Source organism: Streptomyces netropsis, assembly GCF_014203545.1.
In the GTDB taxonomy this organism is placed as follows: domain Bacteria; phylum Actinomycetota; class Actinomycetes; order Streptomycetales; family Streptomycetaceae; genus Streptomyces; species Streptomyces netropsis.
On sequence record NZ_JACHJG010000010.1, the window covers coordinates 165194 to 178724 of the forward strand.

Below are 13531 nucleotides of genomic sequence, written 5' to 3' on the forward strand. Positions count from 1 at the left end.
TCCGGCGCTTGAGGCGCTTGAGGACGCGCCCGCAGGGCGCTCGCCGCCGCAGGCGGCGCTTGCCGCCGGTCGGCGCGCCGGGGCGGATCGGTGCGCCCACCGGCGCGCGGAAAGGCCGGGCGCCAGGGCGTGAGCGAAGGGGCGCGCCCCGTCTCGGGGGCGTCAGTTCTCGGCGCGCGCCGGGGCGGATTCCGGTGCCTCGACCGTCGCGGCCGACGCCGTCCGGGCGGATCCCGCGATCACGCGGGAGCCGGTCGTCGCCTGGTGCAGCCGGGAGGCGACCGCGGTGGTGCCCACGGCCAGGGCCGCCAGGCCCGCACTCGTCCAGGCGACCGCCGGATAGCCCCAGCCGGCGCCGATGACGAGGCCGCCGAGCCAAGGGCCGAGCGTGTTGCCGATGTTGAACGCGGCCGTCGTCGTGGCACCGGCCAGCGTCGGCGCGGCGTTCGCGACGTTGAACATCCGGGCGTTCAGCGCCGGTGCCGTCGCGAAGGCCGTGACGCCCAGCAGCAGCGCCATTCCCACGGCGGCGGCCGGGGTGTGCGCGGTCAGCGCCAGCACCGCGAGCACGGCGGCGGAGGCGGCGATACCGCCGTATATCGTGCCGAAGAGATGGGCGTCCGCGATCCGGCCGCCGATGGCGGTGCCGATCAGCGCCCCCACGCCGAACAGCCCCAGCACCGTCGGCACCCAGCCCTCGCCGATCCCGGCGGTCTCGGTGAGCAGCGGGCCGAGGTAGGAGAACAGGCAGAAGACGGCGGCGCCGTTCAGCGCGGTGGTCACGAGCGCGAGCCAGACCTGCCGGTCGCGGTAGATGCCCAGCTCGGTGCGGAGCCGGGGCGCGTCGGCACCGGTCGGCGGCTTGGTGCCGGGGACGAGCGCGAGCACGCCGACCAGGCCCAGCGCCGACAGCCCGGCCACCGCCCAGAAGGCCGCCCGCCAGCCCGCGTGCTGCCCGAGGAACGCCCCGGCGGGCACGCCCGCGATGTTGGCGATGGACAGCCCGCCGACCATCACCGCCATGGCCCGTGCCCGTGCGGTCACCGGCACCAGCGACACGGCCACCGCCGCGCCCACCGCCCAGAACCCGGCGCACGCCAGCGCGCTCACCACCCGGGAGGCGAACAGCATCTCGTACGAGGGGGCGAGTGCCCCCGCCACCTGTCCGAGCCCGAAGACGGCGAGCAGGGCGACGAGGGTCGTACGGCGCGGCAGCTTCAGCGTCGCGGCGGCGAGCAGGGGCGCACCGACCACCATGCCGATCGCGAAGGCGGACACCAGCAGCCCGGCCTTGGGTATGGAGACGCCCATGTCGCGGGCGAGGGGCTGCAACAGCCCGGACAACATGAATTCGGACGTTCCGAGGGCGAATACTGACAAACCGAGGACGTAGACGGCGACTGGCATGCGGTTCGGGCTGGCGGTCGGCATGTCCGGTGCCAGCGCGTATTCCGGCCACCGTATTCCCAGGGGCGGGGTCCGTCTCACGGAGTGGAAGGGGGGCGGCGGCGTCCCCGGGTCCGCGATATACGGGTTTGCGGCGTTGTTCCGCCCATCCTTCGGCGGGGAGTCCGCCGATTACCGCCCGGGGTCGGGACAACGTCGGCTATATTGCCGATTCCCGGCCTTGCTGGCCGCCCGGATAAGAAGGCGGATACACCTGTCGAGGGGCGTATTGAATCGCGGGGCGGCGCCCCGGCCGTGAATGCTCCGGCGGGCCGCTCCGATGCGCTCGGGGTTTCTGGGGAACGTGGGGTCCGAGTGGGTCGACGCCGGGGTGAACGACGGGATAATCGCTGCTGTCACGGTGCGTTTCGGTTCCATCGAAAGCAGGTGCCATGTCCCTTAAAAAGAAATTGCAGGATTTCGCCTTTTATGTGATGCCGGTTATTTCTCCCGGATTGACGATCGGATTCACGGCGCTGGCCAATGAGTCTTCCGGTTCCGGAAAATTCGCCCTCTTTGTCGCGGCGGCGGTCGCTGCGATCATTGCCCCTTTCCTTTCGTCCCTGCTGCGGAAGCGCTACCGGCGCATCGAGGGAATTAAATTCGAGGCGGCCATGTCGGCGATCGTCGACCATATGGGTACCTTGGTGGGTGCTACGCCCACTCAGGTGCCCAAGATTTTGGGGCAGATTCACGACCGGCTCATCACTGTCGTGGCCAACGGTGCGAGTCCGAAGGCCCGGTCCGCCTTTTATGCCCTGAACGATGACGGACACTTCGATCTGGAGGTGGTCCACGGGCAGGCGGCGCCTCCGGCGCGATTCGACAGGAAGACCGAAAAAGCCCTGATCAACGTCCTGAATCAGGGGCAGATCGTCTACATCCATGACAACGGGAACACGAATGGGAATCTGAAGATCAATCTGGGGGACGATCGCTTGTCCGCCATCGTCGCCCCGGTGTGTGCCGGCAGCGAACCCCAGGGGGTGCTGATCATCGATGCGCCCAAGGTGGGGGATCTGCCCGAGGGGAAAGTACGCAAGCCTTATCTGATGGTCATCACCGGAATGCTCGGCACCGCGCACGCCCTGGGGCGTCGGGCGATGGAGCCCTGACGGGGCCTACCGGGGGATTACGGCATTCGTCCAGGTGAAACTACCTCAACGACGGGGTAGAAGCAGTGAAGTTGTGGCGAAACGGACGCCGCGGAGGGCGGCGTCCCTATCGTCGACGTACGGCTACGCATAGGTGGGGGTCAGCATGATCGTGCGAGAAGGCGAGATCATCGAGTCGGGGCGGCGCTGGATGGCCGGCGAAGCATCCAGTGACGAGTATTTCTCCAAGGTGCTGCAATCGGCGCCCATAGCCCCCGGCCGGGAGCTGGTGCGCAGCGTCCGTGCCTGGATGCTCGCGGTCCTGCGCTCCCGGCGCACGTCCTAGCGCCCCTCGGATGCGGTGCCCAGCAATCCGAGCTCGGTGGTGAGATTCCGTCGCGCGACCGGCTCCCAGTGGTCGCGCCCGTACGGGGTGCGGAACAGCTGCGGCAGCTCCAGCAGCTGTCGCAGCACCGCGGCGCGGCCCTCGCGGAAGGCGTCGTCGGGCACGAATCCGTACTCCTCGCGGACGGCCGCCGCGTAGGCCGCGTAGTCCTCCGGCGACCCCGCCAGGACGGCGAGGTCCGCGTCGCACAGCACCTCGCCGTTCCAGTCGCCGGGGGCCGGGTCGTGGCCGACGGTGAGTCGTACGAGCCGGGCGACCTCGGCCGTAAGGGCCTGGTCGATGCCCAGCTCGGGCAGCGCGCGCTCGGCGAGATGGGCGCTGCGCTCCTCGTTCTCGGAGCGGTCGGGGCGGTAGACGGCGTCGTGGAACCAGGCGGCGAAGCGGACGGCGTCGGCGTCGTCGGCGTGCTCGGCCAGCTCGTCGACGCGGTCGAGGACCGCCAGCAGGTGGTCGACCGTGTGATAGCGGCGCTGGGGCTCGGACCAGCGCCCCAGCAGATCGTCGGCGTACGGGTCGGGGTCGGGGTGCGCCAGGTGCGGGGCCGCGGCGTGCGGGCCCACCGCGGCGCGGGCGCTCGCCACGGTCTGTCGCCAGCGGATGCGCAGTGCGGGGCCGGACGGGTGTACGGGCGTAGCTGACATAGGCCAATTGTGGAGCACGGCTTTCGACGCGCGCGGCGTATATGGCAGGCTGTCCTACATGTCTAGACCAATTCTTGAGGTGATCGCGCTCGACGTCGAGGACGCGGTGGCGGCGCAGGCCGGAGGGGCGGACCGCCTCGAACTGGTCAGTGACATGGCCGCCGACGGCCTCACCCCCGCCCTCGAGACCTTCGCGGCGGTACGGGCCGCCGTCGACATCCCCGTACGCGTCATGCTGCGGGCCACCGACGGTTTCTCGGCGGGCGGCGCCGCGGCGCTCGACGCGCTGTGTGCCGACGCCAGGGCGTTGGCCGCCGAGGGCGCGGACGAGTTCGTGCTCGGCTTCCTGACCGACGACGGCCGGGCCGACCTGCCGGCGGTCGCCCGCCTCGCGGAGGCCGTCGGCCCCCGCGCCCGATGGACGTTCCACCGCGCCATCGACCGGGCCGCCGACCGTGACGCCGTGCGCAAGCAACTCGCCGACCAGCCCGGTCTGGACACCTACCTCACCGCGGGCTCCGCCTCGGGCGTCGACGACGGCCTCGCGACGCTCGTCGCGGAAGCGGCGCGCGGGGACGAGCCGGGGTACGAGCCGCGGATCCTCGTGGGCGGCGGGCTTCAGCTGAAGCATGTGCCGGTGCTGCTCGACGCGGGTGTTTCCGCGTTTCACATCGGCGGGGCGGCTCGCCCTGCGGGCTGGGCGGTGCCGGTTTCCGCTGCCGCGGTGGAGGTGTGGCGAGCTTCGCTCGGCCGCTGAGATCGCTGCGGGGGGTTTCTGTTGTTCGTCGGGTGTCCCGCCGTTTCCCGCTGCGCGGGGCGTCCTCAATCGCCGGACGGGCTTGAAGTGCGGGCTGTCCTCAATCGTCGGACGGGCTTGAAACGCGGGCCGTTTCGCGCTGCGCGGGGGCGTCCTCAGTCGCCGGACGGGCTTGAAGTGGCGCGGGGCGGCGGGCGGTCGTGGTTGCCGCCAGTGCCAGTACTGCCAGGGCCAGGGTCGTGGAAAGCAGGGGGAACCAGCGCTCGCCCAGCAGGGTCATCGCGAGGCTGCCCGCGCCGCCGCCCGCGGCCATGCCCAGGTAGAGGGCGCTGCTGTTGAGGGAGATCAGCAGAGGTGCGTGGGCCGGGCTGAGGGAGACCAGCCGGTGGGGCTGGGCGACGGAGAAGGTCCAGCCCGCGAGCGGGGAGACCGCGGCGTAGACCAGGGCGCCGGCCATGGTCAGGCCGAGCCAGGGCAGGGCGGCGAAGGCGAGCGCCGCTACCGAGCTGGCGGCGAGCAGGACGGCCCGTACGCCCCAGCGGTCCACCACGCGGCCGCCGAGCCAACTGCCCGCGACCGAGGCGATGCCCGTGACCAGCAGGATCAGGCTGAGCCTGCCGGCTTCGCCGTCGGTCGCCGGGCGCATCACGATGGCCAGGTAGATGTAGACGGCCTGGAAGGCGACGAAGAAGACGAAGGTCGTCGCCACGGCGGCCACGATCCGCCCCTCGCGCAGCGGCGCCAGCCGCTCGCGCAGGCCCACGGCCGGGGCCGGAGTGGGGAGTTCGCGCAGGAAGACGGCCAGGCCCAGCAGGGCCACGGCCCCGAGCGCGACGACCAGCCACATCGTGAGCCGCCAGTCGCCGCGGCCGACGTACGTGCCGAGCGGTACGCCCAGCGCCGTGGCGACGGTCATCCCGCCGAGGACGGTCGCGATCGCCCGGCCGCGCCGCTCCGGCGGTACGAGCGCGGTGGCGACGGCGTTGGCGGTGGGGGTGTAGAGCGCGGCACCGGCCGCGGCGAGGACCCGGGTGGCCAGCAGGGTCGGGTAGTCGGGGGCGAGCGCGCTCAGCGCGTTGGCCGCGGTGAAGACCGCGAGCGCGGTGAGCAGCAGCCGGCGGCGGCGCCAGCGGGCCGTCAGTGTCGCGAGCACGGGCGCGAGCAGGGCGTATGCGAGCGCGAAGACGGACACCATCTGGCCGGCGGCCGCCACGGATACGTCGAGGTCGTCGGCGACCTGGCCGAGGATGCCGGCCATGACCATCGTGTCGGTTCCGACGGCGAATGTGCCGAGGGCGAGCAGGAGCAAGCGGAGGCGCACGGGTTCCCTTCCCCATGATCACGGTTTGATGCTCGTCAAACAATAGGGAAAGGTGGATGATTGTCAAACAGTTCCGAGTGGGTGCGAGGAGAAGGAGAGCGTGGTGGACGGGTGGCTTCCGCAGCCGGCGACCGAAGAGATCGAGCTGGTCAAGGTCATGCACGCACTGGGCGACCCGGTGCGGATGCAGCTGTTGTCGGTTTTTCTCGACGGCAAGGAGCACGGCTGCGACCTGAGCGGCCTCGGGCTCGACCACTTGCACAAGTCGACCGTCTCGCACCACATGCGGGTGCTGCGCGAAGCGGGTGTGACCGCCACGCGCACGGTCGGCCGCAATCGCCTCGTACAACTCCGCAAGGCCGACCTCGACACGAGGTTCCCCGGCCTCACGGACGCGCTGCTGACAGCTATGGGGCGGTAGGTCACGGGTTTTCCCCCACCCACCCGCGGAGGCCCGACACCGCACCTGAACAGCCCCGCGCGGCGGCACCGGCTCCGCGCAGCGGGAGACGGCGGCATGCCCGCGAAACAGCCGGAGCCCCGCGCAACGGCAACGGCGGGGTGCCCGCGAACAACCGAACGCCCGTGGGGCGGAAGCGCGCCGCACGGCGACGCCGCTACCCCAACTGCCCCGGCAACGGGGCCGCGTGGACGACCGTCAGGCCCGACACCGCTCGTGTCAGGGCCACGTACAGCCGTCGCAGCCCCGTCCGCTCGTCCGGTTCGCCGGCCACGACGGCGCTCGGCTCGTCCAGGACCACGTAGTCGTACTCCAGGCCCTTGGCCAGCGTGGCCGGGACGAGGGTGAGGCGGGAGTCGGCCGAGGTCTCCTCGCCGGGGGACAGGAACGGCAGGCCCGCCGCCGTCAGCGCCTCCGCCAGCGTGGCGATCCGCGCGTCCGCCGCGATCAGCCCGATCGACCCCTCCTTGCCGAGGGCCGACACGCAGGCGGCCAGCACCGCCGCGTCGAGATCCGACGGTTCCACCGCCCGTACCGCGAAGTCGCCCGCCGCCTCGCGGACCGAGGTCGCCTCGGCCAGGCCGGGGGCGATGGTGGGCAGCAGCCGGGACGCGTACGCGATGACCTCGCGCGGCACGCGGAACCCCATCGTCAGCTCCTCCACCGCGGCCTCCGGCTTGCCGAGGTGGGTCAGGGCCTCCGGCCAACTGCTCGTCGCCCAGGGTGTCGTGCCCTGGGCCAGGTCGCCGAGGATCGTCGCCGAGCCGGTCGTGCAGCGCCGGCCCACCGCGCGGTACTGCATGGGGGACAGGTCCTGCGCCTCGTCCAGGACCACATGGCCGAGCGAGGGCGTGCGGGCGACGAGGTCCGCCGCCTCGTCGACGAGCACCGCGTCGGCCGCCGACCACTTGGCGGACTTCACACCGCGGGCCGGCTTGGCCCAGAGGATCTCCGCCTGCTCCTCGGCGTCGAGGACGCCCTCCGCGTGCTCCGCCAGGAACTCCGCCTCGGACAGCAGCCGCAGCACCAGCTTCGCCGGATCCACCTGCGGCCAGATCGTCTTGACCGCCGACTTCACGGCCGTGTTGCGCGCCACCGCGTCCTGCACCCGGTCGTCGGGGGCCTCGCCGGCCTCCTCCATCCGTACGAGCACGGCGTGCGCGATGCGCTGCGGGAGCGCCTCACGGGCCGCGCCGTAGCGGATGTCGCGGGACAGCAGCTCGCGGACCATCTCCTCGACCTCGTACGCCGGGACCCGCCAGCGCCGGGAGCCGCGCACGACGACCACCGGGTCCACCGGCATCGTCACCCCCGACCGCACCGCGCGCCGCAGCACCTCCGCCATGCGGGCGTCGCCCTTGATCCGGGCCGCGGCGGCGGTGTCCGTGCCGCGCACCTCGACGTGGGCGACGAGGTCGTCGACGGTGGCCTGGGCGACGTTCAACTCGCCGAGGGCGGGGAGGACTTGCTCGATGTACTGGAGGAAGGACCGGTTCGGTCCGATCACGAGCGTGCCGGTGCGGGCGAGCCGCTCGCGGTGGGCGTACAGCAGATAGGCGACACGGTGCAGGCCGACGGCCGTCTTGCCGGTGCCGGGGGCACCCTGGACGCACACCGAGCCGCCGATCCCGGCGCGGACGATCTCGTCCTGCTCCGGCTGGATCGTGGCCACGATGTCCCGCATGGGTCCGACGCGGGGCCGCTCGATCTCGCTTTGGAGCAGCCGGCTGGCCTGCTCGTCACCGGCGGCGTCGGTCAGGTCCTCGTCCTCGTACGCCGTCAACTCGCCGCCCGTGTAGCCGAAGCGGCGGCGCAGCCGCACGTCCATCGGCTCTTTCTTGGACGCCCGGTAGAACGGCTGGGAGACGGGTGCGCGCCAGTCGATGACCATCGGGTCGCCGTCCGCGTCGTGCACGTGCCGACGGCCGATGTAGAACTGCTCGCCCTCGGCGCCCTCCGCCTGATCGGCGCCCGGCGCGTGCAGATAGTCCAGGCGTCCGAAGAACAGCGGGGTGTGCGCCAGGTCGGCGAGGGCGGCGATCCGGTCGTCGATCTGCCGTTGCAGCACGGCGGCGTTGACCCAGTTCGCGGTCACGTCCTTGATGTCGAGGGACTCCACGTCGGCGCGCATGGCGCGCAGCGCGGAGCGGGAGGAGGAGAGGTGGGCGCGCTCGCGCTCGAGAGGGTCATGGGCGGCGTGCGGGACGGGCGCGGACACGGCGGTGCCTCCGGGGGTGCGGCAGGGGTGAGCGGGAGGCCGACCGGTTTCCGTCCGGCCGGCGGCGCTCCCAGGACTCGGGAGGCGGCAGGACGGGCGATTGTAGTCAGCACGGAATCTGGGCGCGAACGATTTTCCGTGCCTTCTCAGGGTCGCCGTCCTCCTCCCGTAGGGGACGGCATGGGCCTGGAGTCCTACGGGCGGGCAGGGGCGTTCGACCGGCAGGACGATGTCCGGGCCGGTTGCGAAAACCATCATGGACACATGACCTCCGCGACCTTCACCCCCACCGCCCAGGGCGCCCGACCGGGCGCCACCGCCCTCGACTCCGACCCCGGCCACCAGCGTCATCTGCTGGGCAGCACGATCCGCGCGATCAAGGTCTTCGCGGGGACGGCCGTCAGCGTCGTCCTCCTCGGGCAGCACAACGGCAGGCGATAGCCCGGGGCTTCGCCTGCCGCCGCGACCGAGGGAGCCTCCCTACGCGTCTTTGTTGCTGAGCAGCGAATCCGCGTCGACGATCCGGTACGCGTACCCCTGCTCCGCCAGGAACCGCTGGCGGTGCGCCGCGAAGTCCTGGTCGACCGTGTCGCGCGCGACGACGGAGTAGAAGCGCGCCTCGTGGCCGTCGGCCTTCGGGCGCAGGACACGGCCGAGGCGCTGGGCCTCCTCCTGGCGGGAGCCGAACGTGCCCGACACCTGGATGGCGACCGTGGCCTCGGGGAGGTCGATGGAGAAGTTCGCGACCTTCGAGACGACCAGCACCGAGATCTCGCCCTGGCGGAACGCGTCGAAGAGCTTCTCGCGCTGCGCGTTGGTCGTCTCGCCCTTGATGACGGGCGCGTCCAAGTGCTCGCCCAGCTCGTCGAGCTGGTCGATGTACTGGCCGATGACCAGGGTCTGCTCGCCCTGGTGCTTGGCGACCAGCGCCTCCGTGACCTTCCGCTTGGTGGCGGTCGTCGCGCAGTAGCGGTACTTCTCCTCCGTCTCGGCCGTCGCGTAGGCGAGCCGCTCGGAGTCGGTCAGATTGACGCGGACCTCGACACAGTCGGCGGGCGCGATGTAGCCCTGTGCCTCGATCTCCTTCCACGGCGCGTCGAACCGCTTCGGCCCGATGAGGGAGAAGACGTCGGACTCGCGGCCGTCCTCGCGGACGAGCGTCGCGGTCAGGCCGAGGCGGCGGCGGGCCTGGAGGTCGGCGGTGAACTTGAAGACGGGCGCGGGCAGCAGGTGCACCTCGTCGTAGACGACCAGACCCCAGTCCCGGGAGTCGAACAGCTCCAGGTGCGGGTAGATGCCCTTCCGCTTCGTCGTCAGGACCTGGTACGTGGCGATGGTGACCGGCCGGATCTCCTTGCGGGTGCCGGAGTACTCGCCGATCTCCTCCTCGGTCAGCGAGGTCCGCTTGACCAGCTCGTGCTTCCACTGGCGGGCCGAGACGGTGTTGGTCACCAGGATCAGCGTGGTGGCCTTGGCCTCGGCCATGGCGCCCGCGCCGACGAGGGTCTTGCCCGCGCCGCAGGGCAGGACGACGACGCCGGAGCCGCCGTGCCAGAAGCCCTCGACGGCCTGCCGCTGGTACGGGCGCAGCGACCAGCCGCTCTCGTCCAGCTCGATGGGGTGCGCCTCGCCGTCGACGTAGCCCGCGAGGTCCTCGGCGGGCCAGCCGAGCTTGAGCAGGGTCTGCTTGATCTGACCGCGCTCGGAGGGGTGCACGGCGACGGTGTCGGGGTCGATCCGGGCGCCGACCAGCGGCTGGACCTTCTTCGACCGCAGGATCTCCTCCAGCACCGGCCGGTCGGTGCTCTCCAGGACGAGGCCGTGGACGGGGTGCTTGACGAGCTTCAGGCGCCCGTAGCGGGCCATGGTCTCGGCGATGTCGACGAGCAGGGCGTGCGGCACGGGGTAGCGGGAGTAGGCGACGAGGGCGTCGACGACCTGCTCGGCGTCGTGGCCCGCGGCACGGGCGTTCCACAGGCCGAGGGGGGTGACGCGGTAGGTGTGGATGTGCTCGGGAGCGCGCTCCAGCTCCGCGAAGGGCGCGATGGCGCGGCGGCACGCGTCCGCCTGCTCGTGGTCCACCTCGAGCAGGAGTGTCTTGTCGCTCTGGACGATCAGAGGTCCGGTCACGCGCTGGGCCCTTTCCGCTAGCGGTCGGCCGGTACGGGTCCTGGGCGGACCGTACGGCCAAACCTCCAGTGTGCCGCATGCGCGGACATGTGGGCGGGGGCCGAGCGGGTCGGCGGCCGGGGGCGGGCCGGTGCGGCTGGAACCGGCCCGTCCCCGACCGCCCGAGGGCGGCTAGAGGGTGATGCCGGCGCCGAGGTCGATGCCGATGGCGGCGGCCGGGGCCGCCAGGGCGGTGGTGAGGAGGGCGACGGTTGCGAACAGGACGGTGGCGATGCGACGCATGAGCCCCTACTTTCTGTCATCATCCGGCGGTTTTGTGTGACGCAGCGTCCCGATGGCTGCCCCTGTCGCGGCGCGACAATGCGCTTTATCACCCGTAGAGGTGAGGAATCAGACGGAGTCGTCCACGAGTTCGGCCACGCCGGTGATGCGGTGCAGGGGGTACGTACGGACTTCGTCGGCGGTGTGGTCGTAGGCCGTGACGAAGCCGCCTTCCACCCGGATCGGGGCGATGACCCGCTGGCTCGCGGCGCCTTCGGCGTTGACGTAGCCGATCCAGACGGCGGCGCCGGTCATGACGGCGGCCTGGACGGTGGCGAGGGTGTCGGCGGAGGAGGTGCGCGGCAGACCGCCGTCGGCGGGGGCCGGGGCGGCGGCGGTGGGCTTGCGTTCGGCGGTGGCGGCCATGTCGCCCGCGCGGATCGCCCGTACCGCGGCGTCCAGCAGGGTGGGGCCCGGGGCGGGCGGGCCGTCGTGGACGGGGGCCGGTGCGGTGCGGGGCGGGGTGCGGCGGGCGTCGGCGCGGGTGACCACGACGTCGCCCTCGGCGGACTCCGCGGCGGGCGCGTAGCCCATGCCGCGCAGGCCGTCGAGGAGGGCGTCCGGGGCGACCTGCGCGGCCAGGACCGTCGGGGCGAGGCGGCGCAGCCGCAAGGGGGCGGAGCGGCGGTCGGCGAGGATCTCCGCGAGGACCGCCTCGTCGTCGCAGCGCAGGTAGGAGGAGGCCGCGCCGACCCGCAGATGGCCGTGGCGGCGGGCCACGTCGTCGATCAGATACGCCAACGGCTGGGGCACGGGCGTGCGCGAGTGGGTGGTCAGGAACGCCTTGAGGTCCGTGGCGCTCTGCCCGGCGTCCAGCGCCCGGCGCACCGAACCGGGCGTGAAGCGGTAGACGGTCGCCCCGCCCTTGGACTCGATGTCCGCGAGCACCCCCAGCGTCTGTGCCAGGGGCCGCTCCAGCGGGCCGGGCGCGACGGCCGTCAGGTCGGCCTGGAGCAGCACGTGGTCGAGCGGCTCGGGCAGCAGCGGCGCGAGGAGCGCGGCCGCGGCCGTCTCCACGGGCGTGGCGGCGTCCGGCACCGCGCCGACCAGGGCGCGGCCGTGGGCGGCGAGGGCGCCGCGGCTGGTGATGCCCAGCAGGTCCGCCTCGGCCAGGGCCCAGCGGGCGAGCCGGGTGCGGAGGTCCTCGGTGCCCGGGTCGGCGGAGGTGCGCGGCGGGCGTTCCCAGTGCAGCCGGTCCAGGAGCGTGGCGGGGGGCACGGAGGCGCCCGGCGGCAGGGTCGCGAGGAGGGACAGCACCCGATGGCGGACCTCGGGGGCCGGGCTGCGGTCCAGGTCGGGGCCGAGGGCCGCGAGGGTACGGGCCTTGGCGTCGCGCTCCCCGACGAGGCCCGGGGTGCGGGTGGCCGCGAGCCAGGCCGTGGCCAGCCGCGTCCACCGCTCCTCGGCGGGCAGCCGGAGCCAGTCGTCGTACGCGGGGGTCGGGGCGTACCGCTCGTCCACCTCGCCGTCCGAGGCCAGCAGCCCCGCCGCGTAGGCCAGCTCGACCCAGAACGCGGTGGCGGACTCGGTGGTGTCCAAGGCGGCCGCCGTGCGCTTGAGCTCGCGGACGCTCAGCCCGCCCGCCCGCAGGACCAGCGGGCTGCCGCTCTCCCACTCCTTGAGGAGGTCCTCGACGACCGTCAGCGCCGTGTACGCCTGTCCGGCGGCCGTCGCGTCCACCACCCGCTGGTCGTGCTCGGTGACGGGCGCCAGCTCCGGGGCGACGGGCTCCGGCGCGCGGTGGGCGCGCCCGGCGCGCAGGTGCAGGGCCACCTCGCGGGGCAGCACCACACCACCGGGGCCGGTGGACAGCAGCAGCCCCCGGTCGAGCAGCCAGCGCAGATGGGAGGCGGGGTCGGCGGTCACGGTGCCGTGCGGCGGGCCCCAGAGCAGCTTGCCGAGCACGGCGGTGGCCTCGGCGGGCGCCTGGGAGAGCAGCGCCGCCATCCGCTTGCGGTCACCGAACAGCGCGCTCAGCGCCGTGACGGCCGTCACCGGGTCGTGGGTGGCGGGCAGCCCGGCGGCGGCGACGATCTGCTGGACGCGGCCCGGCGACATCCCGGCGGTGGCCTCGGCGACGGTCGGCCCGAGGCCGGTGGGGGAGGGGTGCGAGGCGCTGGGCGCCAGCACCTCGCGGACCGTGCGCACCAGCCGCAGCCGGTCCTCGCCGCCCCAGACGAGGGCCTGCTCGCGCAGCGTCGCCACCGCGCGCGGCAGCTCGCGCGCGATGCGGGGGTCGTCGTCCGCGTCGCCGGTCATGAGGGCGCGGAGGGTCTCGTACGGGCACGGGTCGGGGGCCACGGCGAGCGCCTCGGCGACCTGGAGGGCGAAGCGGTCCAGCCGCTCCAGCGTGCGCACCACCGAGGCACGGGTGCCGGCCCGGGTGGCGAGCTGGGTGAGGTCGCCGGGCACGGGGTTGAGCAGGTCGGGGCGGGCGCGCAGCAGCGCGGCGAGGTCGTCGTCGGGGCGGGCGCGCAGCTCGTCGGCGAGCGTGCGGGGGGCTCCGCGGCCGGCTTCGCCCTTGCGGGGCGAGCCGCCTCCGCGGGGCGCTTTGCCCGTCTTCCCTGTCTCCCGCCGCGCAGTGGTCATTCTGTTTACGGTACCGGGTCGCGGGGGGTGGGCCCCGGGCTCCGCCGACGGTCGTGGCGCGCTCGGGTGCCTCGCCGCGTTCCCTCCGTCGGCCCGACGCGGAACCGGTACCTTCGGGGGGTAACGGCTGGTGGGTCTTGGCTGGTGG

At 73.0% G+C, this 13531-nt stretch carries 11 protein-coding genes; 5 read left to right on the forward strand and 6 right to left on the reverse strand.

Annotated elements, in window-relative coordinates; translation table 11 throughout:
* Nucleotides 1-162: 162 nt before the first annotated feature.
* Nucleotides 163-1407, reverse strand: a complete 1245-nt coding sequence (locus FHS38_RS23345; protein WP_184736653.1) for a Cmx/CmrA family chloramphenicol efflux MFS transporter — start codon at nt 1405-1407, stop codon at nt 163-165.
* Nucleotides 1408-1838: 431 nt separating this feature from the next.
* On the opposite strand from FHS38_RS23345, the gene FHS38_RS23350 reads away from it, so the two are divergent.
* Together FHS38_RS23350 and FHS38_RS23355 are read left to right on the forward strand one after the other, a co-directional pair.
* On the forward strand, nt 1839-2561 hold the full coding sequence (locus FHS38_RS23350) for a GAF domain-containing protein (protein ID WP_184736413.1): 723 nt from the start codon (nt 1839-1841) through the stop codon (nt 2559-2561).
* Nucleotides 2562-2706: 145 nt separating this feature from the next.
* A complete protein-coding gene (locus FHS38_RS23355; protein ID WP_184736415.1) occupies nt 2707-2886 on the forward strand; it encodes a hypothetical protein in 180 nt (59 codons plus the stop codon).
* Here FHS38_RS23355 and FHS38_RS23360 read toward each other — a convergent pair.
* A complete protein-coding gene (locus FHS38_RS23360; RefSeq protein WP_184736417.1) occupies nt 2883-3587 on the reverse strand; it encodes an HD domain-containing protein in 705 nt (234 codons plus the stop codon). The genes FHS38_RS23355 and FHS38_RS23360 overlap by 4 nt on opposite strands.
* Nucleotides 3588-3645: 58 nt before the next feature.
* On the opposite strand from FHS38_RS23360, the gene FHS38_RS23365 reads away from it, so the two are divergent.
* A complete protein-coding gene (locus FHS38_RS23365; protein ID WP_184736419.1) occupies nt 3646-4344 on the forward strand; it encodes a copper homeostasis protein CutC in 699 nt (232 codons plus the stop codon).
* Nucleotides 4345-4444: 100 nt separating this feature from the next.
* Here the strand turns inward: FHS38_RS23365 and FHS38_RS23370 are convergent, their stop codons facing one another.
* Nucleotides 4445-5665 carry an MFS transporter gene (locus FHS38_RS23370; RefSeq protein ID WP_184736421.1) on the reverse strand — a complete coding sequence of 407 codons (1221 nt, stop codon included), beginning with the start codon at nt 5663-5665 and terminating at the stop codon, nt 4445-4447.
* A gap of 103 nt (nt 5666-5768) precedes the next feature.
* Here FHS38_RS23370 and FHS38_RS23375 point away from each other — a divergent pair, with 103 nt between their 5' ends.
* The gene (locus FHS38_RS23375; RefSeq protein ID WP_229822157.1) at nt 5769-6086 is read left to right on the forward strand and encodes an ArsR/SmtB family transcription factor; all 318 of its coding nucleotides are present in this window, start codon (nt 5769-5771) and stop codon (nt 6084-6086) included.
* 196 nt (nt 6087-6282) lie between these two features.
* Here the strand turns inward: FHS38_RS23375 and FHS38_RS23380 are convergent, their stop codons facing one another.
* The gene (locus tag FHS38_RS23380; RefSeq protein WP_229822165.1) at nt 6283-8343 is read right to left on the reverse strand and encodes a HelD family protein; all 2061 of its coding nucleotides are present in this window, start codon (nt 8341-8343) and stop codon (nt 6283-6285) included.
* A gap of 264 nt (nt 8344-8607) precedes the next feature.
* Here FHS38_RS23380 and FHS38_RS23385 point away from each other — a divergent pair, with 264 nt between their 5' ends.
* Entirely contained in the window at nt 8608-8784 is a 177-nt protein-coding gene (locus FHS38_RS23385; protein WP_184736423.1) for a hypothetical protein, read from the forward strand.
* 39 nt (nt 8785-8823) lie between these two features.
* On the opposite strand, the gene FHS38_RS23390 is transcribed toward FHS38_RS23385, so the two are convergent.
* Both FHS38_RS23390 and FHS38_RS23395 read right to left on the reverse strand, forming a co-directional pair.
* Complete coding sequence (locus tag FHS38_RS23390; protein WP_184736425.1) at nt 8824-10473, reverse strand: DNA repair helicase XPB; 1650 nt, start codon at nt 10471-10473, stop codon at nt 8824-8826.
* A gap of 390 nt (nt 10474-10863) precedes the next feature.
* Nucleotides 10864-13383, reverse strand: coding sequence for a helicase-associated domain-containing protein (locus FHS38_RS23395; protein ID WP_184736427.1), 2520 nt, complete (start codon nt 13381-13383; stop codon nt 10864-10866).
* Between the last annotated feature and the right edge of the window lie 148 nt (nt 13384-13531).